The organism is Streptomyces sp. L7, from assembly GCF_050990935.1.
GTDB lineage: Bacteria > Actinomycetota > Actinomycetes > Actinomycetales > Microbacteriaceae > Leifsonia.
In genome coordinates this window covers 3365483-3390108 of record NZ_CP194644.1, presented here as the reverse complement: position 1 = coordinate 3390108, position 24626 = coordinate 3365483, and the positions used below count along the sequence as shown (strand labels likewise).

At 71.1% G+C, this 24626-nt stretch carries 22 protein-coding genes; 14 read left to right on the top strand and 8 right to left on the bottom strand.

Features of this window, described 5'->3' with window-relative positions; translation table 11 throughout:
* The first annotated feature begins 12 nt into the window (after nt 1–12).
* The gene (gene purS / locus ACR5MH_RS17235) at nt 13–297 is read left to right on the top strand and encodes a phosphoribosylformylglycinamidine synthase subunit PurS (protein ID WP_433862667.1); all 285 of its coding nucleotides are present in this window, start codon (nt 13–15) and stop codon (nt 295–297) included.
* Nucleotides 297–995, top strand: coding sequence for a phosphoribosylformylglycinamidine synthase subunit PurQ (purQ, locus tag ACR5MH_RS17230; protein ID WP_431348302.1), 699 nt, complete (start codon nt 297–299; stop codon nt 993–995). Before purS ends, purQ begins: the two co-directional genes overlap by 1 nt.
* Before the next feature lie 82 nt (nt 996–1077).
* On the opposite strand, the gene ACR5MH_RS17225 is transcribed toward purQ, so the two are convergent.
* The gene (locus ACR5MH_RS17225) at nt 1078–1872 is read right to left on the bottom strand and encodes a helix-turn-helix transcriptional regulator (RefSeq protein WP_431348301.1); all 795 of its coding nucleotides are present in this window, start codon (nt 1870–1872) and stop codon (nt 1078–1080) included.
* A gap of 77 nt (nt 1873–1949) precedes the next feature.
* Here ACR5MH_RS17225 and ilvD point away from each other — a divergent pair, with 77 nt between their 5' ends.
* On the top strand, nt 1950–3815 hold the full coding sequence (gene ilvD, locus ACR5MH_RS17220; RefSeq protein WP_431348300.1) for a dihydroxy-acid dehydratase: 1866 nt from the start codon (nt 1950–1952) through the stop codon (nt 3813–3815).
* 104 nt (nt 3816–3919) lie between these two features.
* Here ilvD and ACR5MH_RS17215 read toward each other — a convergent pair whose 3' ends face one another.
* Nucleotides 3920–4288, bottom strand: a complete 369-nt coding sequence (locus ACR5MH_RS17215) for a TfoX/Sxy family protein (protein ID WP_431348299.1) — start codon at nt 4286–4288, stop codon at nt 3920–3922.
* A 138-nt stretch (nt 4289–4426) separates the two neighbouring features.
* Here ACR5MH_RS17215 and purL point away from each other — a divergent pair, with 138 nt between their 5' ends.
* Complete coding sequence (gene purL / locus ACR5MH_RS17210; RefSeq protein ID WP_431348298.1) at nt 4427–6745, top strand: phosphoribosylformylglycinamidine synthase subunit PurL; 2319 nt, start codon at nt 4427–4429, stop codon at nt 6743–6745.
* Here the strand turns inward: purL and ACR5MH_RS17205 are convergent.
* Together ACR5MH_RS17205 and ACR5MH_RS17200 are read right to left on the bottom strand one after the other, a co-directional pair.
* On the bottom strand, nt 6742–7701 hold the full coding sequence (locus tag ACR5MH_RS17205; RefSeq protein ID WP_431348297.1) for a DMT family transporter: 960 nt from the start codon (nt 7699–7701) through the stop codon (nt 6742–6744). The two genes, purL and ACR5MH_RS17205, sit on opposite strands and share 4 nt — an antisense overlap.
* 55 nt (nt 7702–7756) lie before the next feature.
* Entirely contained in the window at nt 7757–9871 is a 2115-nt protein-coding gene (locus ACR5MH_RS17200; protein ID WP_433861988.1) for a transglycosylase domain-containing protein, read from the bottom strand.
* Between the two features lie 184 nt (nt 9872–10055).
* Between ACR5MH_RS17200 and ACR5MH_RS17195 the strand changes: the two genes are divergently transcribed.
* The 3 genes from ACR5MH_RS17195 to ACR5MH_RS17185 all read left to right on the top strand — a co-directional run bounded on the left by ACR5MH_RS17195 (nt 10056) and on the right by ACR5MH_RS17185 (nt 13720).
* Nucleotides 10056–11243 (top strand): LLM class flavin-dependent oxidoreductase, encoded by a 1188-nt coding sequence (locus ACR5MH_RS17195; protein ID WP_433861987.1) that lies wholly within the window; start codon nt 10056–10058, stop codon nt 11241–11243.
* Nucleotides 11244–11283: 40 nt separating this feature from the next.
* Nucleotides 11284–11979: a CE1759 family FMN reductase gene (locus tag ACR5MH_RS17190; RefSeq protein ID WP_431349448.1), complete on the top strand. Its 696-nt coding sequence runs from the start codon at nt 11284–11286 to the stop codon at nt 11977–11979.
* Between the two features lie 247 nt (nt 11980–12226).
* Nucleotides 12227–13720 (top strand): glycosyltransferase family 2 protein, encoded by a 1494-nt coding sequence (locus ACR5MH_RS17185; RefSeq protein ID WP_433861986.1) that lies wholly within the window; start codon nt 12227–12229, stop codon nt 13718–13720.
* Nucleotides 13721–13743: 23 nt separating this feature from the next.
* On the opposite strand, the gene ACR5MH_RS17180 is transcribed toward ACR5MH_RS17185, so the two are convergent.
* On the bottom strand, nt 13744–14163 hold the full coding sequence (locus ACR5MH_RS17180) for an organic hydroperoxide resistance protein (protein WP_431349446.1): 420 nt from the start codon (nt 14161–14163) through the stop codon (nt 13744–13746).
* 141 nt (nt 14164–14304) lie between these two features.
* Between ACR5MH_RS17180 and ACR5MH_RS17175 the strand changes: the two genes are divergently transcribed.
* Nucleotides 14305–14583, top strand: coding sequence for a hypothetical protein (locus ACR5MH_RS17175; RefSeq protein ID WP_431348295.1), 279 nt, complete (start codon nt 14305–14307; stop codon nt 14581–14583).
* Between the two features lie 10 nt (nt 14584–14593).
* Here the strand turns inward: ACR5MH_RS17175 and ACR5MH_RS17170 are convergent, their stop codons facing one another.
* Nucleotides 14594–15514: an SDR family NAD(P)-dependent oxidoreductase gene (locus tag ACR5MH_RS17170; protein ID WP_431348294.1), complete on the bottom strand. Its 921-nt coding sequence runs from the start codon at nt 15512–15514 to the stop codon at nt 14594–14596.
* Nucleotides 15515–15518: 4 nt separating this feature from the next.
* Complete coding sequence (locus ACR5MH_RS17165; RefSeq protein WP_185275984.1) at nt 15519–15833, bottom strand: chorismate mutase; 315 nt, start codon at nt 15831–15833, stop codon at nt 15519–15521.
* A 139-nt stretch (nt 15834–15972) separates the two neighbouring features.
* On the opposite strand from ACR5MH_RS17165, the gene ACR5MH_RS17160 reads away from it, so the two are divergent.
* From ACR5MH_RS17160 to ACR5MH_RS17150, 3 genes are all read left to right on the top strand, one after another.
* Nucleotides 15973–16425 carry a polyketide cyclase gene (locus ACR5MH_RS17160; protein ID WP_431348293.1) on the top strand — a complete coding sequence of 151 codons (453 nt, stop codon included), beginning with the start codon at nt 15973–15975 and terminating at the stop codon, nt 16423–16425.
* A complete protein-coding gene (locus tag ACR5MH_RS17155; protein WP_431348292.1) occupies nt 16422–16862 on the top strand; it encodes a MarR family winged helix-turn-helix transcriptional regulator in 441 nt (146 codons plus the stop codon). The genes ACR5MH_RS17160 and ACR5MH_RS17155 overlap by 4 nt, the downstream gene beginning before the upstream one ends.
* Before the next feature lie 96 nt (nt 16863–16958).
* A complete protein-coding gene (locus tag ACR5MH_RS17150) occupies nt 16959–18242 on the top strand; it encodes a GNAT family N-acetyltransferase (RefSeq protein WP_431348291.1) in 1284 nt (427 codons plus the stop codon).
* 139 nt (nt 18243–18381) lie between these two features.
* On the opposite strand, the gene ACR5MH_RS17145 is transcribed toward ACR5MH_RS17150, so the two are convergent.
* Entirely contained in the window at nt 18382–19668 is a 1287-nt protein-coding gene (locus tag ACR5MH_RS17145) for an adenylosuccinate synthase (protein WP_431348290.1), read from the bottom strand.
* A gap of 604 nt (nt 19669–20272) precedes the next feature.
* Between ACR5MH_RS17145 and ACR5MH_RS17140 the strand changes: the two genes are divergently transcribed.
* The 3 genes from ACR5MH_RS17140 to ACR5MH_RS17130 are packed head-to-tail and all read left to right on the top strand — an operon-like array spanning nt 20273 to nt 24588.
* The gene (locus tag ACR5MH_RS17140) at nt 20273–22660 is read left to right on the top strand and encodes an MMPL family transporter (RefSeq protein ID WP_433861985.1); all 2388 of its coding nucleotides are present in this window, start codon (nt 20273–20275) and stop codon (nt 22658–22660) included.
* Between the two features lie 12 nt (nt 22661–22672).
* Nucleotides 22673–24118 carry a YhgE/Pip domain-containing protein gene (locus ACR5MH_RS17135; protein ID WP_433861984.1) on the top strand — a complete coding sequence of 482 codons (1446 nt, stop codon included), beginning with the start codon at nt 22673–22675 and terminating at the stop codon, nt 24116–24118.
* On the top strand, nt 24049–24588 hold the full coding sequence (locus ACR5MH_RS17130) for a hypothetical protein (RefSeq protein WP_433861983.1): 540 nt from the start codon (nt 24049–24051) through the stop codon (nt 24586–24588). The genes ACR5MH_RS17135 and ACR5MH_RS17130 overlap by 70 nt, the downstream gene beginning before the upstream one ends.
* Nucleotides 24589–24626 lie beyond the last annotated feature (38 nt).

Below are 24626 nucleotides of genomic sequence, written 5' to 3'. Positions count from 1 at the left end.
GCTGTGGCCCGGATGCGCGAGTGGAGCGGAGATCACCCTTTGTCGACGATCGTTGTGGAAGTCATGCCTAAGGCTGAGCTGCTCGACCCGCAGGGCAAGGCCGTCGCCGGCGCCCTCGCGCGGATCGGCAAGGGCCAGTTCTCGGGAGTCCGCGTCGGCAAGCGGTTCGAGCTGACCGTCGACGGTCCGATCGACGACGCGACTCGCGCCGCGGTGACGGAGATCGCCAACGAGATCCTCTCCAACTCGGTGATCGAGGACGTGGTGGGCATCCACTACCCGGGCGTGGACGCCTGATGCGCATCGGCGTCATCACCTTCCCGGGCTCGCTCGACGACCGGGACGCGCTGCGCGCCGTCCGCATCGCCGGCGCCGAGCCGGTCGCGCTCTGGCACGGCGACCACGACCTCCAGGGTGTCGACGCGCTCGTGCTGCCCGGCGGGTTCAGCTACGGCGACTACCTGCGCTGCGGCGCCATCGCCTCCCTCTCGCCGATCATGACCGAGGTCGTGGACGCGGCAGGCAAGGGACTGCCGGTGCTCGGCATCTGCAACGGCTTCCAGATGCTCGCCGAGGCGCACCTCGTCGCCGGCGGCCTCATCCGGAACGACCACGGCAACTTCATCCGCCGCGACCAGCACCTCATCGTCGAGAACGCGGACACCCCGTGGACCAGCGGCTTCGAGCAGGGCCAGGAGATCGTCATCCCGCTCAAGAACGGCGAGGGCGGCTTCATCGCGTCGGCCGAGGAGCTGAAGCGGCTGGAGGGCGAAGGCCTCGTCGTCTTCCGCTACACCGGCGTGAACCCGAACGGCTCGCTGGACGACATCGCGGGCGTGCGCAACGAGCGCGGCAACGTGGTCGGCCTGATGCCGCACCCCGAGCACGCGGTCGAGCCCGGCTTCGGCCCCGACACCGCCGCCGCCATGCGCTCCGGCATCGACGGCCTCACCTTCTTCACCAGCGTTATCCGCTCCACCCTCGTCGAGGCCTAACCCGCCCAGCAGCCATCGCTTCCGCACTTTCTCCCGCAACACGCCGAGTGAAGGCGGGAGAAAGTGAGGAAGCGATGGCGGACTACGGGAGGCGCGTGTAGACGACCACGCGCAGGTCGGGGTGGTCGGACGGGGTGAGCTGGTGGTGCTCCAGGGTGACCTCGCCCTGACCCGGGTGCCGGAAGCGGCGCTCGCGTGACGCGAAGCCGCGGATGTCGTAGCGCTCCCACGCCGCGCGGAACGCGGGGCTGGCCTCCCGCAGCCGCTCCACCAGCGCTCGCACCGCCGGGTCGCCGGCCCGCGTGCCCGTCTCGGCCCGGAACTCGGCCAGGAAGCGCGCGCTCGTCTCCTCCCAGTCGGGCAGCAGCTCCCGCACCGCCGGGTCGGTGAAGACCAGCCAGAGCAGGTTGCGGTCCTCGCGCGCCGCGCGCGCGACGTTCGGATACAGGTCGGCGTACGCCGCGTTCCAGCCGGCGATCCCCCAGTCGGGCGCGAGCGCGAATGCCGGGTTGGCGCCGAGCGCGTCGAGAAGTCGCTGCACGTGCGCAGGAGCGTCCTCCACCGGCCGGGTCGGCACGAGGGAGGGGAGGCCGAAGCCGGCGAGCGAGAGCAGGTACTCGTGCTCGGGCGGCGAGAGCCGCAGGGTGCGGGCGACGGCGTCGAGCACCGCGCGGGACGGGTTGATCCGGCGCCCCTGCTCGAGCCAGGTGTACCAGGTGACGCTGACGCCGGAAAGGTAGGCGACCTCCTCGCGCCGCAGCGCGACGTCGCGCGAGCGGCCGACGGGCGGGAGGCCATAGTCGGCGCGGGGCGCCTGCTCGCGCCGGCTGCGCAGGAAGCGGCCGAGCTCGCCGCGGCGGTCGTCCTGTTCGGTCACGCGGTCGATACTAGTGCTGTCAGTACTAGTAGTGTTGCCGACTTCCGCGTGTTCACCCGTGCCCGCAGCATGGAAGCATGCCAGCCCTCCGCTCCCGCACTGTCACCCACGGCCGCAACATGGCCGGCGCCCGCGCGCTGCTGCGCGCCGCCGGCGTCGCCCGCGAGGACTTCGGCAAGCCGATCGTCGCCGTCGCGAACAGCTTCACCGAGTTCGTCCCCGGCCACACCCACCTGCAGCCGGTCGGCCGCATCGTGTCGCAGGCGGTCCAGGCCGCCGGCGGCATCCCGCGCGAGTTCAACACGATCGCGGTGGACGACGGGATCGCCATGGGCCACGGCGGGATGCTGTACTCGCTTCCGTCGCGCGAGCTGATCGCCGACTCCGTCGAGTACATGGTGAACGCCCACTGCGCCGACGCGCTGGTCTGCGTCTCCAACTGCGACAAGATCACGCCCGGCATGCTGCTGGCCGCGCTCCGCCTGAACATCCCGACCGTGTTCGTCTCGGGCGGCCCGATGGAGGGCGGCCGCACGGTGCTCGTGGACGGCACGGTCCGCAAGCTCGACCTCGTCTCTGCGATGGCCGACTCGGCGAACGACGCCGTCTCCGACGAGGACCTGCTGCGCGTCGAGGAGGCCGCCTGCCCGACCTGCGGCTCGTGCTCGGGGATGTTCACCGCGAACTCGATGAACTTCCTGGTCGAGGCGCTCGGCCTCGGCCTCCCGGGCAACGGCTCCACCCTCGCCACCCACACCGCGCGCCGCGCGCTCTACGAGAAGGCCGGCGCGACCGCGGTCGAACTCGCGCACCGCTACTACGACGGCGAGGACGCGTCGGTCCTCCCGCGATCGATCGCGACCCGGGAGGCCTTCGGCAACGCGATGGCGCTCGATATCGCGATGGGCGGCTCTACCAACACGATCCTGCACCTGCTCGCGGCCGCGCGCGAGGGCGGCATCGACTACGACCTGGACGACATCGACCGGCTCTCCCGCCGCGTCCCGTGCCTCAGCAAGGTCGCGCCCAACGGCGCGGCACTCGTGGAGGACGTGCACCGGGCGGGCGGCGTGCCCGCGCTGCTCGGCGAGCTCGACCGCGCCGGGCTTCTCGACCGCGGGGTGCACAGCATCCACGCTCCGTCGCTGGAGGCGTGGCTGGCGGACTGGGACATCCGCGGCGGCTCGGCGACGGACGAGGCGCTGGAGCTGTTCCATGCGGCACCGGGCGGGGTGCGCTCGGCGCAGGCGTCGTCCCAGTCCGAACGCTGGGAGTCGCTGGACACCGACGCTGCGGGCGGGGTGATCCGGGATGTCGCGCACGCCCACTCCGCGGACGGCGGCCTGGCGATCCTGCGCGGCAACCTGGCGCCGGACGCCTCCGTGGTGAAGACCGCGGGAGTGGACCCGAGCATCCTGATGTTCTCCGGACCGGCGGTCGTGGTCGAGTCGCAGGAGGAGGCCGTGGACGCCATCCTGACCAAGCGCGTGCAGGCCGGCGACGTCGTCGTGGTGCGCTACGAGGGCCCGCGCGGCGGGCCGGGGATGCAGGAGATGCTGTACCCGACCTCGTTCCTGAAGGGCCGCGGCCTGGGTGCGAAGTGCGCGCTGATCACTGACGGCCGGTTCTCCGGCGGCACGTCAGGGCTGTCGATCGGCCACGTCTCGCCCGAGGCGGCGGCCGGCGGCACGATCGCGCTGGTGGAGGACGGCGACACGATCACCATCGACGTCGCGGCGCGCAGCATCCGGCTGGAGGTGCCCGACGCCGAGCTCGACGCCCGCCGGGAGGCGCTGGCCGCGGGTCGCGGGTTCAAGCCGCTCGACCGGGAACGCCCGGTGTCGGCGGCACTGCGGGCGTACGCCGCGATGACCCTCTCCGCCGACCAGGGCGCCGCCCGCGACGTCGACCAGCTCATGCGAGCGGCCGTCCCGACCCCCTGAACGGCCTTCATAGACACAGGGGTCGCAACACGCCGTTTTGCAGCCGCCGAAGCGGCGTGTTGCGACCCCTGTCCGCGTTTCGGGGTCGGTCGTGTGGTGCTCGCTCACGGTTTGGGCGTGCGCGGCTTCTTCTCCTTCGGCGGCATTCTGCCGACCTGCTCCAGCGCGACGCCGATCCACTCACGGAGCAGGTCGGGCTCGGCGCGCCAGGCGTCCGGGAGGGCGACATAGCCGCCCATCGGACGCTCGGCCGGCCCGTACGGACCGGTGCCGTCGATCGCCTGCAGCTCCTCCCGCACGGCGTCGTCCGGGAGGCGCACCCCGACGCTCTCGCCGAACAGGCCGGCGAACATGTTGCCGTTCACGAATGCGCCCAGGTTGGCGAACATCGGCTTGACCTCGACGCCGGGGGCGTCGGGCACCACCGAGCGGAACAGCTCCATCGTCTCCTGCGACGGGCGTGGGATCTGCATGGTCGGCCTTCTTTCCTGCAAGAGAGGGTGTGCAACGACACCTCTGCACATCCTCTCATTCGCCCGGGACGGCGCGCCCTCGCACCCCGGTAGAATGGCTCCCATCCCCCGCCACCGCCAGCAGCCTGGAGTGCCCGCGTGACCGACACCACCGTCCAGCATGTCGTCGACACCGTCGCGAACGCCGCCGCGACTCCGGAGAAGGAGCAGCCGTACGCGGCGCTCGGCCTCAAGCCCGACGAGTACGCGCAGATCCGCGAGATCCTCGGCCGCCGCCCCACCTCGGGCGAGCTGGCCATGTACTCGGTGATGTGGTCGGAGCACTGCTCGTACAAGTCGTCCAAGATCTACCTGCGCCAGTTCGGGCAGAAGGTCACTCCGGCGATGAAGAAGAACCTCATGGTCGGCATGGGCGAGAACGCGGGCGTCGTGGACGTCGGCGAGGGCTGGGCGGTCACCTTCAAGGTGGAGTCGCACAACCACCCGTCGTACATCGAGCCGTTCCAGGGCGCGGCGACCGGCGTCGGCGGCATCGTCCGCGACATCATCTCGATGGGCGCCCGCCCGGTGGCGGTCATGGACCAGCTCCGCTTCGGCCGCATCGACGACCCCGACACGGCGCGCGTCGTGCACGGCGTCGTCTCCGGCATCTCGTTCTACGGCAATTGCCTGGGCCTCCCGAACATCGGCGGCGAGACCTACTTCGACTCCGTGTACCAGGGCAACCCGCTCGTCAACGCGCTGTCGGTGGGGGTGCTGCGGCATGAGGACCTCCACCTCGCCAACGCATCCGGCGCCGGCAACAAGGTCGTGCTGTTCGGCGCCCGCACCGGCGGCGACGGCATCGGCGGCGCGAGCATCCTGGCGTCCGACACGTTCTCCGCCGGCGGCCCGACCAAGCGGCCGGCCGTGCAGGTCGGTGACCCGTTCGCCGAGAAGGTGCTCATCGAGTGCTGCCTGGAGCTGTTCCGCGACAAGCTCGTGGAGGGCATCCAGGACCTCGGCGCAGCGGGCATCTCCTGCGCGACGAGCGAGCTGGCCTCCAACGGCGACGGCGGGATGTTCGTCGAGCTCGACAAGGTGCTGCTGCGCGACCCCACGCTCACGGCGGAGGAGATCCTGATGTCCGAGAGCCAGGAGCGCATGATGGCTGTCGTGAAGCCCGAGCTGCTCGACGCCTTCCTCGCCGTGACCGCGAAGTGGGATGTCGAGACCAGCGTGCTGGGCGAGGTCACCGAGACCGGCCGGCTCGTCATCAACTGGAAGGGCGAGGAGATCGTCAACGTCGACCCGCGCACCGTCGCGGTCGACGGCCCGGTGTACGAGCGCCCGGTCGCCTACCCGACCTGGATCGACGCCCTGCAGGCCGACACCGCCGCTGTGCTGGCGCGCCCGACCACCGGCGATGAGCTGCGCGAGCAGGTCCTGGCCCTCCTCGGCAGCGCCAACCTGGCCGACAAGAGCTGGATCACCGACCAGTACGACTACTTCGTCGGCGGCAACACCGCGCTCTCCTTCCCCGACGACTCCGGCATGATCCGCGTCGACGAGGAGAGCGGCCTCGGCTTCGCCATCGCGACCGACGCCAACGGCCGGTACTGCCAGCTCGACCCCAAGCAGGGCGCGAAGCTCGCCCTCGCCGAGGCGTACCGCAACGTGGCCGCCTCGGGCGCCGTGCCCGCCGCGGTCACCGACTGCCTCAACTTCGGCAGCCCGGAGAACCCCGAGGTGATGTGGCAGTTCTCGCAGGCGGTGGAGGGGCTCTCCGACGCCTGCCTGGAGCTCGAGATCCCGGTCACCGGCGGCAACGTGTCGTTCTACAACCAGACCGGCGACGTCCCGATCTTCCCGACCCCGGTCGTCGGCGTGCTCGGCGTGATCGATGATGTCGCCCGTCGTGTCCCGGCCGGCTGGCAGGACGAGGGCGAGAACATCTACCTTCTCGGCGTCACCCGCGAGGAGCTCGACGGCTCCGCCTGGGCCGGCACGGTGCACGGCCACCTCGGCGGACGCCCGCCGGCGGTCGACCTCGCGGCCGAGCGCACCCTGGCGGAGACGCTGCACGCGGCCTCCGTCGAGGGCCTGGTCTCGTCGGCGCACGACCTCGCGGACGGCGGCCTCGCCCAGGCGCTGGCCGAGAGCGTCATGCGGTTCGGCGTCGGCGCGCGTGTCTGGCTCGGCGAGCTGCAGGAGCGGGACGGCGTGGACGCCGCGACGGCGCTGTTCAGCGAGTCCACCGCCCGCGTCATCGTCTCGGTGCCGCGCGAGGACGACGTCAAGTTCCGCGGGCTCTGCGAGGGCCGCGGCGTGCCGCTCCTCCGCATCGGTGTCACCGACGCCGAGGTCGGCGCCCAGCCGGTGCTCGAGGTGCAGGACCTGTTCACGGTCGGCATCGAGGAGCTGCGCGGCGTGCACCGCTCGACGCTCCCGGAGCACTTCGGCCCGACGGTCGCCTAGCCTCCATCACGTTCGTGCCGAATGTCGACTTTGGCCGCGCTAGAGGCGACATTCGGCACAAATCTCGGCCGCGCTAGTCGCGTGAAGAGGCGGACGCGCTGCTGCGTCAGCAGGATGCCGCACAGCACGACAGCCGCCCCGACCGGCTCGTTCCAGCTCAGGTGCTCGCCGAGCACGAGGATGCCGAGCGCGACGCCGACCACCGGCGTCACGTAGGTGACCCCTGAGGTGGCGGTCGGTCCCCACGCCCGCAGGACGTTCATGTTCCAGATGTAGACCACGCCCGTCCCGAGCGCGCCCAGCGCCAGCAGGCTGAGCAGCACGGGCCAGCTGAACGAGATCGGCGACAGCGCCACGACCGGCGTCAGCAGCAGCATGATCACCGCTGCGAGGCCGATGTTGAGGAACGCCACCGAAGTGGCCGGGATGTCGCGGTGGCTGATGAACCGCCGGATGTATCCGAAGCTGAAGCCGTAGCAGGTGACGGCGCCCAGGCACGCGAGCTGCCCCCACACGCTCCCGGACAGCGCGGCGATCGTCCACGGCCCGACCACGACGACCACTCCCACGACGCCGACGAGCACACCGAGCACCTGGTCGCGGTTGAGCTTCTCGACGCGGAACGCGGCCGTCGCGAGGATCGCCGTCGTGATCGGCGTGACGGCGTTATAGATACTGGCAAGGCTGGAGGACACATACTGCTCCGCCCAGGCGAAGAGCAGGAACGGCACGACGCAGTAGGTGACCGCCACGACCGCGAAGTGCAGGTAGACGATCGGCTGCTTCGGGAGCCTGCTGCGCGTGGCAAGCACGATGATCCCGAGCGTCAGCGCCCCGAACACGAGGCGCGCCCACGCCACCTGCCCGAAGGAGACGCCCTCGAGCGCCACTTTCATGAACAGGAAGCTGGCGCCCCAGACGAGACCCATCGCGACGAACTGCAGAGCGACCTTCACTCGTCGAGGCTACTGCCAGCCCCCGACGCCGACCGGCGGAAATCGGACGTGGCGGCTAGTCGTGGGCGGGACGCGCGGAGGCCTCGGGGAAGCCCTCCCCCGGGCGCACCGTGTTCGCGGCCGTCATGTACTGCTTCCAGACCCGGTGGCGGAGCTGATCGGCCTGGATGCCGCCGACCGTGGACCGACGCAGAGACACGTCCCCGGTCACGTTGCCGACCCACACCGCGGTGGTCAGCCGGGTGGTGGAGCCCACGAACCACGTGTCCTTCTCGGAGTCGGTCGTGCCGGTCTTGCCGAACACGGGGATGCCGTCGTTCGGGTTGGACGCCCGTCCCGTGCCATCGCGGGTCACGCTCTGCAACGCCGAAGCCATCGTTGCGGCGACCTCCGGGCTCACCGCCTCCGAGCAGGAGGATTCCGGCACCGGGACCTCGGCGCCGTCCGGCCCGACGATACGGTCGATCGCGATCGGCGAGCAGTAGACGCCCGCGTTCGCGATGCCCGCGAAGGCGGCGGCCATCCGCACCGGGGAGACCTCGTTCGTGCCGAGGACATCGGAGACGTACGAGGTCAGCGGCTTGCCGTCGGCGCGCCTCACACCGAAGGCCTCCGCCGTCTTGCGGATCTCGCACTGGTCGAGCTTCTGAGCCATCGAGAAGTAGGCCCCGTTCACCGAGCCGGCCGTCGCCGCCCGCACCGAGATGTTCCCCGGCTTCTGACCGCTGTCGTTCTTCGGGGAGTACGAACCGGAGCCCGAGCCCTGGCAACTGTCCTTGAACGAGGACAGAGTGAGCGTGCGAGAGTCCCCGTTGACGGCATCGTTCAGCGATCGCCCGTCCTTCAGCCATTCGGCCAGCGTGAAGACCTTGTAGGTCGAGCCCGCCTGGAAGCCGTTCGACCCGCCGTAGGCCTCGTCGGTGCTGTAGTTGACGGCCGTGTTCTCCGGGGACGCCTCGTCCTGGTCGGCGTTGAAGTCCTTGTTCTGCGCCATCGCGAGGATGCGCCCGGTGCCGGGCTCGACAGTGACCAGCGACGAGCCCAGGTCGAGCACGTCCGTGCTCCGCGGAACATACGCGTCGACCGCGGCGACGGCGGACGCCTGGAGGTCGAGGTCGAGAGTCGTGTAGATGTCGTAGCCGCCGCTCTTCATCGTGCTGTACCGCGAATCGGCCGGGTCGGAGAGGACCTTCTCGTTCTCGATCACCCGCTGCACGTAGCCGCAGAAGAAGCCGGCCCCGAGCGGGTTCGCCGTGACGCATCCGGTGGACGGCGGCGTGATGTTCGGCTCGATCGGGGTGGCCACCGCCTCGTCGTGCTGAGCCTGCGTGATCCTCTTCTCCTCCAGCATCGCGGCCAGGACGTCGTTGTCGCGGCGGAACTTGTTGTCGCCGATGTTGTCCGGGTCGTCGATGCGGAAGTCGTTGGGCGCGTTGACCGTCGCGACGAGGGCGGCGGCCTGCGCGAGCGTGAGGTCGGCCGCGGTCACGCCGAAGTAGTACTCGGCAGCGGCCTCGATGCCGTACACGGACCCGCCGAAGTGCGCGATGTTGAGGTATCCGAGCATGATCTGGTCTTTCGGGAGCGCCTTCTCGAGCCCGATGGCGAGGCGCATCTCGCGGAGCTTCCGGTCCATGCTGGTCTTGGTGGCCTCGGCGTAGGCGGCATCCCGCTCGTCTTTGTCGCGGATCGCCTCGGCCCGCTGGATCAGGATGTTCTTGACGTACTGCATCGTGATGGTGGAGGCGCCGGAACCGACCTCGCCGGAGGACGCGTTGCCGATCGCGGCGCGCAGGGCGGACGGGATGTCGACGCCGCCGTGCGTGTAGAACCGCGGATCCTCCGTGGCGGTCAGAGCATCCTTGACGAAACGGGAGATGTCCTCCCAGCCCACGTTCTTGCGGTTCTGCTCGTAGACCGACGCCAGCAGCACCGGCTCGCCGTCGCGGTTCTTCGCATAGATGTCGGTCGTCTGCGCGAGCGCGTCGACCGTCAGCGCCTCCGGCATCGTCTCGAAGAGATGGATGCCGGTCTCGGTCGCGACTCCCGCGACCGCGACCACCGGCGCCACCATCGCACTGACCAGCACCCCGGCCGTCACGCTGAGCCCGACGAAGGCCGCTGCGGCCGCACCGCGACGACGTGGATGTTTCGATTCCTGCTCCCCCATAAGACCCAGCCTGCCCGACCCCGCTGAGAAAAGCCTGACGTGTGATATACGCACACGGTCGATGATCCTGGCTCGCCGTCCGCCCGATGCGCCATGCTGGTCTCACCCGCCGGGAATACTTCCAGCTCGGCGTCGTTATATGCGTTTGCATAGATACGGCGAGAACGAACCTGAGGAGCCAGCAATGCAGTACGGAATCTTCTCCGTCAGCGACATCACCCGCGACCCGGTCTCCGGCGAGACCCCGAGCGAGGCGGAGCGCATCGACGCGATCGTGAAGATCGCCACGCACGCGGAGGAGGTCGGGCTGGACGTCTTCGCGATCGGCGAGCACCACAACCCGCCGTTCTTCTCCTCGTCGCCCACCACCCTGCTCGCGCACATCGCCGCCCTCACCGAGCGGCTGATCGTGACGACCTCCACAACGCTGATCACCACGAACGATCCGGTGCGGCTGGCCGAGGAGTACGCGATGCTGCAGCACCTCTCGAAGGGCCGCATGGACCTCATGCTCGGCCGCGGCAACACCGGCCCGGTGTACCCGTGGTTCGGCCAGGACATCCGCCAGAGCCTCCCGCTCGCGCTCGAGAACTACAACCTCCTGCACCGGCTGTGGCACGAGGATGTCGTGGACTGGGAGGGCAAGTTCCGCACGCCGCTGCAGGGCTTCACCTCCACCCCGCGCCCGCTGGACGACGTGCCGCCGTTCGTCTGGCACGGCAGCATCCGGACCCCGGAGATCGCCGAGCAGGCCGCGTACTACGGCAACGGCTTCTTCGCGAACAACATCTTCTGGCCCAAGGAGCACTACCAGCGCCTGATCGCGTTCTACCGCGAGCGCTTCGAGCACTACGGCCACGGCACCGCCAAGGAGGCGATCGTCGGACTCGGCGGCCAGGCGTACATCGGCAAGACGTCGCAGGAAGCCAAGAAGGAGTTCCGCCCCTACTTCAACGAGGCTCCCGTCTACGGCAACGGTCCGACGATGGAGGAGTTCACCGAGGCGACCCCGCTGACCGTGGGGAGCCCGCAGGAGGTCATCGACAAGACGCTGACCTTCCGCGAGTGGGCCGGCGACTACCAGCGCCAGCTCTTCCTGATGGACCACGCCGGCCTGCCGCTGAAGACGGTGCTCAAGCAGCTCGACCTGCTCGGCGAGGAGGTCATCCCGGTGCTCCGCAAGGAGACCGAGGCCCGCAAAGACCCCTCGACGCCCGAGGCCCCGACCCACGAGTCGCTCGTGAAGGCGAAGTACGGCGACGCCGCGCCGCGCCAGCCGCGCCCGAACGCCAACCGCGGCGACAACGTGACCGGCGCCTCCCCCTACCAGGACTCGGCCGACGAGTTCCAGGCGGAGTACCCGGCGCTCTGAGCGCCGGCGGTTCAGGCTTCTATTGCGAGAGAAGGACATCATGACCAGCACCGACCAGCGCCCGTTCCGGGTGGTCGTCGTCAACGCGGGCGTCAGCGACCCCTCGTCCACCAAGATGCTCGCCGACCGCCTCGCCCTGCGCGTGGAGGCCGCGGCCCAGCGCGACGGCCACACGGTCGAGACGCAGAACCTCGACCTCCGGGAGCTGCTTCCCGAGCTGTCCGGCGCGCTCGCGTCCGGTCACCTCGGCCCGCGTTTCACGGCCGCGATCGAGGCCCTCGCGGCGGCCGACGGGATCATCGCGACCGCCCCGGTCTACAAGGCCGGCCCGAGCGGGCTGTTCAGCTCGTTCTTCCAGGTGCTCGACAACGACCTCCTGATCGCGAAGCCGGTCATCCTCGGCGCGACCGCCGGCACCGCCCGGCACGCCCTGGTGGTCGACGAGCAGATGCGCTCGATGTTCGCCTACCTCCGGACGATGACGGCGCCGACCTCGGTGTTCGCGTCGACCGAGGACTGGCAGGACAACTCTCTCGGCAAGCGCATCGACCGGGCGGCGCGCGAGCTGGTCGTCCTCATGGAGACCGGCGTCGAGGCCCGCATCAAGGACACGTCCTGGAACAGCTACCAGCACGAGTTCGGCTCGGCCGGCGGCAACGAGCTCGGGATCGACCTGGGGTCGGACCTGATGCGGCTGGCGGCGGGCGGGACCCTGGGCGGCCCGGCGCGTAACTGAGGCGCGGGCGCGAGTAGGTGTGGAGGGCGGTTCCTGTTTCCACAGGGCGCCCTTCTTCCTGCGGCGAGTCGAGCGGGCGAGCAGAGTGGCCGCATGGATGACGTCGAGATCGCGATGTCCAGGCCCGACGAGAAGGACTCGATGATCCGGCTGATCGGAAACCTCATTACGCGGTGATCCCACCCCACCGCCGCTTCCTGTCCCGAGGCCCGCTCGCGGTACTCTGTGGGGAACGGAGGGGAGCCGCGTGGACGTGCTGGGCGTGCTGGAGTGGGTCGGCGTCATCGTGTGCCTGATCCTGGCGCTGACCGGGCTCATCCCGGTGGTCGCCGCAGCGGCGACGTTCGTCGTCATCCCGTTCCACGCCTGGATCAACCACTACACGAAGGCCGCGCCCTACCTCCCGCGCGTCGCCATCGTCGTACCCGCCTGGAACGAGGGCGCGGTGATCGGGACCTCCATCGACCGGCTCATGGCGCTCGACTATCCCACGGAGGCCCTGCGCATCTACGTGGTCGACGACGCCAGCACCGACGACACCCCCGTCGTCGTGGGCAGCCGCGCCGAACAGTATCCGGGCAACGTCTTCCTGCTGCGGCGCGAGCAGGGCGGCCAGGGCAAAGCGCACACCCTCAACCACGGCATCGAGCACATCCTCGCCGAGGACTGGATGGAGGCGCTCCTCATCATGGACGCCGACGTCATCTACCTGCCCGACTCGCTGCGGCGGATGACCCGGCACCTGGCGGACCCCGACGTCGGCGCCGTCTCCGCGTACATCCGCGAGGGCAGCCGCGACCGCAACTACCTCACCAAGTTCGTCAGCGTGGAGTACGTGCTCTCGCAGCCCGCGGCGCGGCGCGCCCAGAACGTGCTCGGCGCGCAGGCCTGCCTCGCCGGCGGCGCGCAGCTCCACACCCGGGAGAACCTGCTCGCCATCGGCGGGCGGGTGGACACTTCCACGCTCGCCGAGGACACCATCACCACCTTCGAGACGCAGCTCCACGGCAAGAAGGTCGTGTTCGAGCCGCACGCGCACGTGCTCGCCGAGGAGCCGCGAGCGGTCGACGCGCTCTGGAAGCAGCGGCTGCGCTGGGCGCGCGGCAACGTGTCGGTCACGGCGCGCTACTCGAAGGTCTGGTTCCGGCCTTCGCGCGTGCATCGCCTCGGCGCGTGGACGTTCGGCGTCGTCTGGTTCAGCCTGTGGCTGCTGCCGCTGATCATGGTGACCTCGGCCATCGGGCTCGCCGGGCTGCTCTTCCTGCAGAACGAGCTGGCCGCGAACGTGTTCCGCGTCCTCTGGATCTCGGCGGCGCTCGCCTATCTGTTCGTGCTCATCCTCGGCTCGCTCACCGATGCGAAGACGAGCCGCAGGGAGCTCGGGCACATCCTGCTGTTCCCCGGCATCGTCAACATGCTCGTGATGATCACGGCGCTGTTCCCGCCGATCACCCTGGTCTGGCTGCCCGGCCTGTTCGGGATCACCCTGAGCGACGAGGCGCTGTTCATCCTGACGCTCGTGATCTACCTCTGGATCCCGTTCTCAATGGTCGTCGCCTGGCTCGCCCGGCGGTCGGAGCGCACGCGCGCCGGACGCTGGCTGGCGCCGCTGCTGATCTACCTCGCGGGATACGGGTCGCTGCTCTGCGCGATCACGTTCGACTCCTACCTCAAGGAGCTGGCCGGCGCGGAGGCGCGCTGGGACAAGACCGAGAAGGTCGGGCGCGTCGCGGCGAACTGAGGCCGCGACCGCCCCTCAGCCGGTCAGTCGACCAGCGTCAGCTTGACCGGGACGTTGCCCCGCGTCGCGTTGGAGTACGGGCAGACGTGGTGCGCCTTCTCCATCGTCTCCTCCGCGGTGTCCCGGCCGAGGCGTGGGATGTAGACGTCCAGCTCGACCGCCAGGCCGTAGCCGCCCGCGCCGTCGGCCCCGATCCCCACACTCGCCGAGACGGCGGCGTCGGAGGTGTCCAGCTTGCCGGCGCGACCCACCGCGTGGATGGCGCTGAGGAAGCACGCCGCGAAACCGGCCGCGAAGAGCTGCTCCGGGTTGGTTCCCTCGCCCGAGCCGCCGAGCTCGCGCGGCGGCCGGGTGTCCAGGTCGATCAGGTCGTCCTCGCTGCGGACGTGACCGTCGCGACCGCCTCCGGAGGCGTGCGCGATGGCGGTGTAGGCGATGTCCATGCGCACAAGCCCAGTCGACTGGACTGAGCGTCCGCTGAGAGCGCGCCCAGGATACTGAGGTACGGCCCGTGATGCTGATGTACGGCCCGTGGCTGATCTACGGGCAGTCCGGTAGCGTTGCGTGCGATGAGAGTGCACGGCGTGACGCAGACCACCGAGACCCGCGAGCTGACCGCCGAGGCGGACGACGCCCAGACGGCACGCGCCCGCGTCGAGGAGCAGGTTCCGGCGGGGTTCGAGCTGTTGCAGGTGCACAACGCGATGCCCCGCGGCGGACGCGTGATCGCGACCGCGATCATCCGGGAGTCCGCGACGCAGCACATCCAAGCCGATGGGGCCGACTACGCGGCCGCCCGCGACGCGCTGCGCGCCAAGGTGCCCGAGGGGCAGCGGCTGCTCTCCATCGTCGTCGACGACTGAAGCGCGCGCCTCAGCGGACCGTGAACTCCTGACCCGAGGCGGCCTCCAGCAGCGGCCACAGCCGTGCCCCGGTCCGCGGGGAGCGCGACGACCGCGTCGGCCGCCCGTTCGCCGGCGCGCCCTTCGTGAGCCCGGCCGGACCGAGGTAGCCGCCGGTCAGGGTGGGGTCGAGCACCGCCCGCACCGGCACCCACGCGCCGTGGTCCTTGCCCTGAGTCCACGCGGCCTGGAGATTGTCGGCGAAACGCTTGGCGCGGCTCGGCTGGTTGACGCCGCGGACGCCGGGCGTGCGCCCGGAGGTCGAGTAGCCCGGATGGACGACCAGGCTCGTCACCCCGCTGCCCGCGGCGCGGAGCCGGCGCTCCAGCTCGAACCCGAAGACCTGCGCGGCGATCTTCGAGCCGGAGTACGCGCGCCACGAGGTGTACGACCGCTCGAGCTGGAGGTCGTCCAGCCGGAGCGAGCCCAGGCGGCTGGCAAGGGAGCCGAGCGACACGATCCGGCCGCCCGCGGCGCGCTCCAGGGCGGGGAGCGCGCGGGCGACGAGGCGGAAGTGGCCGAGCACGTTGGTGGAGAGGACGAGCTCGTTGCCGTAGCGGTCGGTGCGGCGCTCGCGCGGCGGGTGCACCATCCCCGCGTTCAGCACGAGAGCGTCCACCCGCTCGCGTTCGAGGAGGGCGTCGGCGAGGGCGTCCACGGAGGCGCGGTCCGTCACGTCGAGCGGCGTGGCCTCCACCCGGGCGCCGCGCACGCGCCGACGGATCGCCGCGACGGCGGCCTCCGCGCGCTCGGGGTCCCGGCAGGCGAGCACCACCCGAGCGCCGGCGCGGGCGAGTTGCTCACCTGTGAAGTAGCCCACGCCCGCGTTGCCGCCGGTGATGACGACGGTCCGGTCGTGGGCGTCCGGGAGCTCCGCGGGGTCCCAGGCCACGGCCCTAGCGGCCGTTCTCTGACGCGATGCGCTCGTGGTGGTGGATGACCTCCGCCACGATGAAGTTGAGGAACTTCTCGGCGAACGCCGGGTCGAGATGGCTCTCCTCCGCGAGCACGCGGAGGCGCTGGATCTGCTCGCGCTCGCGCTCCGGGTCGGCTGGCGGGAGGCCGTGCTCGGCTTTCAGCGCACCGACCTGCTGGGTGAACTTGAACCGTTCGGCGAGCATGTGGATGACGGCCGCGTCGATGTTGTCGATGCTCTGCCGGATGCTCCGCAGCCGCTCCAGCGCCTGCACGGTCGACTCGTTCTCAGCCATGCTCCGACACTACCGGGCCGGAGGGTACGGAGATCGCTCGTCGCGACTGCATTGCTTCGACAGAGGGGCTTGCGCAGTCGGTCGCCTCCGTTTTATTCTATGCGTAGATAATCTACCCATTGAGTAAAGGAGACTCATCATGTGGACGACTCAGGAGACCGCCGTCACCGGACTCGAGCGCGAGCACGTCTGGGAGGCCGTCCGCGACCTCCACACCGGCGCGCTGACCTATGACGGCGCCGACCGCTTCGAGCTGCACGGGGCGTTCGCCGTCGGCACGAAGCTGACGGTGACGCCCGTCGGGCAGGAGCCCATCACCTCCCGGATCGACGTGCTCGAACCTGAGCGCACCTACGCCGACGTGACGGAGTTCGGCGAACTCCGCCTGACCTTCCGCTACGACCTGGAGGACCACCCCGAGGGTGACGGCGCCGGCACGCGTGTGCGCTATTCGCTCGTCATCGACGGCGCCGGGGCCGACGCAGTCGGTCCCGAACTCGGCCCGCAGATCGCCGGCGACTTCCCCGAATCCCTCGCCGCCCTGCTGGCCGCCGCGGAGCGCCGCGCCGGACAGGCCACACTGGACGCATGACGGACTTCCCCGAGGGGCCGGCCACCAGCCCGGGCTTCCTCCTCTGGCACGCCACCCTGCGCTGGCAACGGGCGATGGCGGAAGCGCTACGACCCCACGATCTGACGCATGCCCAGTTCGTGCTGCTGGCCTCCACCTGGTGGGCGAACGGCCAGTCCGAGAGCCCCAGCCAGGCGCGGCTGTCGGAGCAGACCGGCTCCGACCCGCGGATGACGTCGGAGGTCGTGCGGCGGCTCGTCGCGAAGGGGCTGCTGGAGCGCGCGGCGGATCCGGCGGACAGTCGGGCCAAGGTGCTGCGCGTCACCACGGGAGGCGCGGCGACGGCGGAGGCGGCCATCGGGTCCGTCGAGGCGGCGGACGCCGCGTTCTTCGCGGAGGCGCAGGAGGCCGCGCCGGGCGCCCTGCTGCCGGTGCTGCACGCGATGGCGGGGCGCTGACGGGATCGGCCCGGCGCTGATCCCGGCGCCGGGCGGCTCTGGTCCCGCCTCGGACGGCCCTGTTCCCCCGTCGCACCGCCCCGATACGGTGGAGCAATGACCCAGACCCACCTCACCGCACCCCTCGACGAGGCGGCGAGCGGCGACCTGGCCGCGGCCGGACTTCGGCTCGCCCTGGTCGACCCGGCCGACACCGCCGCGTTCGACGCGTGGATCGTCGCGGACTTCCGCGGCTTCCACGGGCGCCGGCCCAGCGAGGAGGTCCTCGAGGAGGCCAGGGGGAACTACGGCGGCCGGCGCACCACCGCGGTCTACGACGAGGGCGTGAGCACGCCGGTCGGCACCGTCAACTCGTGGGTCGCGCCGCTCACCCTGCCGGGCGGCCGCGCCCTGGACACCTGGGCGATCAGCTCCGTCACGGTCGCCCCGACGCACCGCCGCCGCGGCGTCGCGACCGCCCTGCTCGGCGCCGAACTGCGCACCGCGCACGCGCTCGGTGTCGCCGCCGCGATCCTCACCGTCTCCGAGTCCACGATCTACGGCCGCTGGGGCTTCGGGCCCGCGACCTTCGTGACCGGCTGGAGCGTCGACGCCAAGCGGGTGCGCTGGGCCGGAGGCGCGACCCCGGGCCGGTTGTCGTTCACCACTCCCGACGAGTACCGCCAGACCGGGAGCGCCGTCCTCGCCGAGGCCATGTCCTCCCGCCACGGCGAGATCGGCCTCGAACGGCACCTGGCCGACCGCCTCCTCGGCCCGCTCAAAGGCGACGACGACGCGGCGCGCTATCTCCTGGTGCGCTACGACTCACCCGAGGGACGGCCGGAGGGCTTCGTCAGCTATGTGGTCCGGGGCGGCGAGGAGGACTTCTCCCGCCACGTGGTGGAGGTGAACTACCTGGCCGCGACAAGCGACGCCGCGCTCACCGCGCTCTGGCGCTACCTCCTCGAACTGGACCTCGTCGCCGAGGTGAAGGCGTGGACGCGCGGCGTGGACGAGCCGGTGCAGCTGCTCGTGCAGGACATCCGCGGCGCCCGCATCACGAACGTCCAGGACCACCTCTGGGTGCGCATCCTCGACGTCCCGGCGACGCTCACCGCGCGCCGCTACGAGAGCGACGGCGACCTCGTGCTGGAGGTCACCGACGGGCTCGGGTTCGCGGGCGGTCGCTACCGGATCATCGCGCAGGACGGCGAGGCGCGCGTGGAGCCGAGCACCGACGCTCCCGACGTGACCCTGCCGGTCGAGGCGCTCGGCAGCGTCTACCTCGGACACGACCTGGCACGCGGGCTGGCGCTGGCAGGGCGCATCCACGGGGATGCGGAGGGACTTGACCGGCTGTTTCGGACGGCGGTGCCGCCGCGGCTCAGCACGTGGTTCTGATGGTCGGAAGCCGGAATAGTCAGGGAGTTATTCCGGGTTAGGGGCGCAAGCCGGAATAGCGGGGTCGTCATTCCGGGTTACGGCGCGCAAGCCGGGATAAGGGGTCGCCCTTCTGCTCGGCGCCTGACCACTCGGCCCGTCAGTCCACCAGGTCGTGCCGCACGACTATCTCGTCGCGGGCCGGGCCCACGCCGATCGCCGAGATGCGGGCGCCGGAGATGGCCTCCAGGGCGAGCACGTAGTCCTGCGCGTTCTTCGGGAGGTCCTCGAACGTGCGGGCGCCGCTGATGTCCTCGGTCCAGCCGGGGAACTCCTCGTAGACCGGCACCGCGTGGTGGAAGTCCGTCTGCGAGGACGGCACCTCGTCGTGGCGGACGCCGTCCACGTCGTAGGCGACGCAGACCGGGATGCGCTCGATGCCGGTCAGGGTGTCCAGCTTGGTGAGGACGAAGTCGGTGACGCCGTTGATGCGGGCCGTGTAGCGCGCGACGGGCGCGTCGTACCAGCCGGTGCGGCGCGGGCGGCCGGTGGTGGTGCCGAACTCGAAGCCGCGCTCGCGGAGGAACTCGCCCCACTCGTCGAACAGCTCGGTCGGGAACGGGCCGGCGCCGACGCGCGTGGTGTACGCCTTCACGATGCCGATCACCCGGTCGATGCGATTGGGGCCGATGCCCGAACCGGTCGCGGCGCCCCCGGCCGTGGAGCTGGAGGAGGTCACGAACGGGTACGTGCCGTGGTCGACGTCCAGCATGGTGGCCTGGCCGCCCTCGAAGAGCACGTACTTGCCGTCCACCAGCGCCTGGTGCAGCAGCAGCGAGGAGTCGACCACCATCGGCCGCAGCCGCTCGGCGTAGCTCAGCAGCTCTTCCACGACCTCGTCCACACCGATGGCGCGGCGGTTGTAGACCTTCACCAGCAGGTGGTTCTTCTGGTCGAGGGCGCCCTCCACCTTCTGCCGCAGGATGTTCTCGTCGAAGAGGTCCTGGATGCGGATGCCGACACGGTTGATCTTGTCGGCGTAGGTCGGGCCGATGCCGCGACCAGTCGTGCCGATCTGGCGCTTGCCGAGGAAGCGCTCCGTCACCTTGTCGATGGTGCGGTGGTACTGCGTGATCACGTGCGCGTTCGAGGAGACCTTGAGGCGGGACACGTCGACGCCGCGGGCGATGAGGCCGTCGAGCTCCTGGAACAGCACCTCGAGGTCCACGACGACGCCGTTGGCGATGACGGGCGTGACGCCCTCGGTCAGGATGCCGGACGGCAGCAGGTGCAGCGCGTACTTCTCGTCGCCGACGACGACCGTGTGGCCGGCGTTGTTGCCGCCGTTGAACTTGACGACGTAGTCGATGCGGCTGCCGAGCAGGTCGGTGGCTTTACCTTTGCCTTCGTCGCCCCACTGGGCGCCGATAATCACTATCGCGGGCACGTTTCGTCCTCTCGAATGTCGGGAGTGCGTCGGCGCCTCGCGGACGACCGTCGCACTCGATCCTATCGCGCCGGGTTCCGGAGCCTTCCCGAAGGGCCGCCCGCCTCGCATTCGGCACGAATGTCGAGTATGGCGAGCGGAGAGTCGACATTCGGCACGAATGTTTGCGACGGTGAGACGGGCATTGTCGCGAAGCTGAGCAACGCTCTACATTGGCCCCGATGTCGTCGCTCCTGTACCTGCTGGGCCGCGCCGCTTTCCGAGCGCGCAGGCGGGTGCTCGCCTTCTGGCTCGCAGCGCTCGTGCTGCTGCTCGGCGGCGCGGCGCTCCTGAGCAACGGGACGGACAACACCTTCAGCATCCCCGGCACCGAGTCGCAGGAGGCCCAGGACGCGCTCGCACGCACCTTCCCCGAGGTCAGCGGCACCTCCGCCCAGCTCGTCGCCGTCGCGCCGAAGGGCTCGGACGTGCACGACCCGGCGTTCCAGTCCGCGGTGGAGTCCTCGGCGGCGGCGATCGCGAAGATCCCGCAGGTGACCTCGGCCTCCTCCCCTACAGCGGTCCGTCGACGGGCAACATCGCGGCGGACGGGTCGGCGGTCATCGTGCCCGTACAGCTCTCCGTCGCGCAGACCGCGGTGCTGCCCTCGACCTCCGACGCCCTCCAGCGCGCCGGACGCGACCTGGAGGCCGCCCTCCCGACCGGGTCGCAGGTCGCCGTGGGCGGCCAGCTCTTCTCGCAGACGGTCGCCGGGATCAGCGTGACCGAGCTGCTCGGGATCGTGGTCGCCTTCGCGGTGCTGATCGCGACCTTCGCCTCGGTGATCGCGGCGAGCCTCCCGCTCCTCACGGCGCTGCTCGGGGCCGGACTGTCCCTGTCGCTGATCTTCGCGGCGACGCACTGGCTGACCATCGCCTCCACCACGCCGTTGCTGGCGCTCATGCTCGGGCTGGCGGTCGGGATCGACTACGCGCTGTTCATCATCTCCCGCCACCAGGAACAGCTGAAACACGGGATGGCGCCGGAGGAGTCCGCCGCCCGCGCGGTCGCGACGGCCGGGTCGGCCGTGGTGTTCGCGGCGGTCACGGTGATCGTCGCGCTGGTGGGGCTGAGCGTGGCGGGGATCCCGTTCCTCACGACGATGGGCGTCGCGGCGGCGCTCGCGGTGACGATCGCCGTTCTCATCTCGATGACGTTGACGCCGGCGCTGCTGGGGTTCGCGGGGAGGCGGGTGGTGGCGAAGCGGTACCGTCCCGGCGGGGACGCTCGGAAGGCGGGGAAGGCGAGGAAGGAACCGAAGGCGGGGAAGGCACCGAAGCCGACGGTCCCCCATCCGATCGCCGGCTTCTGGGTGCGCCTGGTCACCCGCATCCCGATCCTCACCGTCGTCCTCGTCGTCGCCCTGCTCGGGCTGGTCGCACTCCCGGCCGCCTCCCTCCGGCTCGCGCTCCCGGACGCCGGCTCCCTCGACGAGCACGCGCCCGCGCGGATCGCCTACGACCTCATCGGCGAGCACTTCGGCCCCGGCTTCAACGGTCCGCTCATCGCGACCGGCTCCGTGATAGGCAGCACCGATCCCGTCGGGCTGATGACCGATCTCGGTGCGGAGTTGAAGACGGTGCCCGGCGTCGCGGCGGTCCCGCTCTCCACGCCGAACGAGTCGGGGGACACCGGAATCGCGCAGGTGGTCCCGACCGGCGCGCCCGACTCGGAGGCGACGCAGGCGCTCGTGGCGAAGCTGCGGTCGATGCACGATCACTTCCAGCGGGAGTACGGGATCGACCTCTCCATCACCGGGTACACGGCGGCGGGCATCGACATCTCGTCTCGGCTCGGCGGGGCGCTGCTGCCGTTCGCCCTCCTCGTCGTCGGGCTGTCGCTGGTGCTGCTGGCGATCGTGTTCCGGTCGATCGTCGTGCCAGTGACGGCGGCGCTCGGCTACCTCCTCAGCATCGGCGCGGCGTTCGGGGTGACCAGCCTGGTTTTCATGGGCGGCTGGCTCGCCGCGCCGCTGGGCGTCGCGCACGTCGGCTCGATCATCAGCTTCATGCCGATCATCGTCATGGGCGTCCTGTTCGGGCTCGCGATGGACTACGAGGTGTTCCTGGCCAGCCGGATGCGGGAGGAGCACATCCGGGGCGCCGACACCAAGGACTCCGTCCACCAGGGCTTCCAGGGGTCGGCGAAGGTGGTCGCGGCCGCGGCGGTCATCATGTTCGCGGTGTTCGCGGCGTTCATCCCCGGCGGCGACGCGCAGATCCAGCCGATCGCGCTCGGCCTCGCGGTCGGGGTCGCGGTGGACGCGTTCGCGGTCCGGATGACGCTCATCCCGGCGGTGCTGGTGCTGTTCGGGAGGGCGACGTGGTGGATGCCGCGCTCGTGGGACCGTGCGCTGCCGGTGCTCGACATCGAGGGCGAGGGCGTGCAGGCGGAGCTCGACGCGGCCGGGTGGCCCGAGCCGGGGACCGTGTACGCGCTGGCCGCGGACGGCGCGCGAGCCAGAGGGTCTGGCGCGCTCGACGCGCTGGTCCCGCCGGGTGGGGCGATCGTGGTCACCGGGCCGGGCCACACCGCGCTCGCGCTGGCCATTGCGGGACGTGCGCCCTTGACGGCAGGACGGATGAAGGTGGACGGTCTGCTGCTGCCGGTGCGGAGATCGTCGGTGCGGGCGCGCGCGGGGGTCGCGCGGCTGAACCGGGCGGCGGACGCGGTGGCGGCGGTTCGCGATGCGGCGGCCGGCCGCCCGACGGTGGTCGTGGTGGACGGGGCCGAGGCCGTGGTCGGGGAGGAGCGTCGAGCCCTTGCCGTGGAGCTCCAGCGCGTGGCGGAGTCGGGGGCCGCGGTGGTGCTGGCTGCGACATCGCCCGAGGGGGTGGCGGATCTGCTGCCGGACCCTCCCCTCCCCTCTCATCCCCGCCACGCCCAGCCGCCCTCCCACGCACTCGATGCGCGCGGCGACGACGCGGCGCTCGACCCGCACCTCCCCTCCTGACAGGAGCGCACCATGACCGATCCATCCGCCGTCCGGGCGCCGTTCGGCGCGCGTGCCGGGACCGAGCGCACGCGCGTGATCACCCTGGTCGGGCTCGCGCTCGCACCGCTGCTCGTGACGACCGTGCTCGGCTGGGGGCTCCTCGCGCCCGTCCAGCACCTCGACCGGGTGACCGCGGCCGTGGTCAACGACGACACCCCGGTGACCCGGAACGGCACGACCATCCCGCTCGGACGTCAGTTCGCCGGGTCGCTGATCGCGGGCGCCTCGACCGTTTCGGCCTCCGGGAGCGCGAGCCCGACGGAGGCGCCGCCGTCCACCGACGCCACGAACTTCACCTGGGTGCTGACCAACGACGCGGACGCGGCGTCCGGGCTGGCCGGCGGGCAGTACGCGGCGGTGCTCACCATCCCGTCGTCGTTCTCGGCGGATGCGACGTCGATCGGAGGCGCCGCCGCGAGCGCGAAGCAGGCGAGGGTGACCGTCCAGACCAGTCCGGCGTCGGCAGTGGTCGATCCCGCTCTGGCCGCGGCGGTCACGCAGGCGGCGACGGCCTCGCTCGACCGGCAGCTCACCGCCCAGTACCTGCAGAACGTGTATGCGGGCTTCAACACGATCGACCAGCAGATCGGGTCCGCTGCCTCCGGCGCGGCCTCCCTGTCGTCCGGCGCGGCGACACTGGCGCAGGGGACGCAGTCGCTGGCGAGCGGCGCGACCACCCTGGCGACGGGGGCGCAATCGCTGGATGCCGGCGCCCAGTCGCTCGCCTCCGGCCTCGGCACCCTGAGCGCCAAGACGCAGTCCCTGCCGACGCAGACACAGCAGCTCGCAGCGGGTTCGGCCGCGCTCGCGGGCGCCGCGGACCAGGTGTCGGCAGGGGCCGACTCCGCGACGACCCAGTTCGCGCAGGTGGTCGCGCAGCTCTGCGGGACGGGTCCGGCTGTGCTGTGCTCACGCGCCACGGCGGCCCTCGCCACGCTGCAGCAGGCGAACAGCGGGCTGTCGGCCTTCGCCCAGGGATCGAACGCCGTCGCCTCCGGCAATGCCGCTCTGGCGAGCGCGATTCCGGAGGTCGTCGACGGGATCGACGCTTCGGCGTCCGGGGCCGCGCAGGTCGCCACTGGCGCGGACCAGACGGCCTCCGGCGCGGCGCAGGTGAGCTCCGGCGCCGCGTCCGCCGCGACCGGCGCGAGCCAGACGGCGCAGGGCGCAGCTCAACTCGCCTCGGGTCTGGCCCAGGCGACCCAGTCCATCCCGACCTACAGCGACAGCGACATGACGACGCTCTCCGCCGTCGCCGCGCAGCCGGTGGTCGCGGTCCAGAAGGCTCCGCCGACGGGCCTGGGGACGCTCCCCTCTACGCGGTCCTCGCGCTCTGGCTCGGCGGGATGGCGACCGTGCTGGCGCGGCGGGCCGTGCCGTCGCGGATGCTCCTCACGACGACCCCCTCGGCGCTGATCGCGCTCCGGTCGGCCGGGATGGTGGCGCTGATCGGCGCTGTTCAGGGCGTCGTGGTCGCGGGCGCCGCGCAGTTCGGGCTCGGTCTGCGGCCGGACGTCTGGCTCGGGTTCGCGCTGGCCGCGGCCGTCATCGGGGCGGTGTTCGGCGTGCTCAACCAGGCGCTCGCGGCCGCGTTCGGAGGCGTCGGGCGGCTGGTGACGCTGGTCGTGGGGATCGTGGCGCTGACCGCGGGGCTGTCGTCGACCGTGCCCGCGTCGCTCTCGTCGATCGCGGCCGCCCTGCCGACCGCGCCGGCACTGGCGATGCTGCGGGCGGCGGCGACCGGGGACGTGGGAGCGGCGTTCGGCGCGGTCGGACCGCTGCTCGTCTACGCGGTCGGGGCGCTCGCGCTCACGCTGGCGGCCGTCGCGGCGCGCCGCAGCGTGCGGGTGCCGAAGGTCGCGGGAGGGGCGGTGGTCGCGCGATGATCGCTTAACTTGCACACTTGTGTGCAAGAAGAGTACGA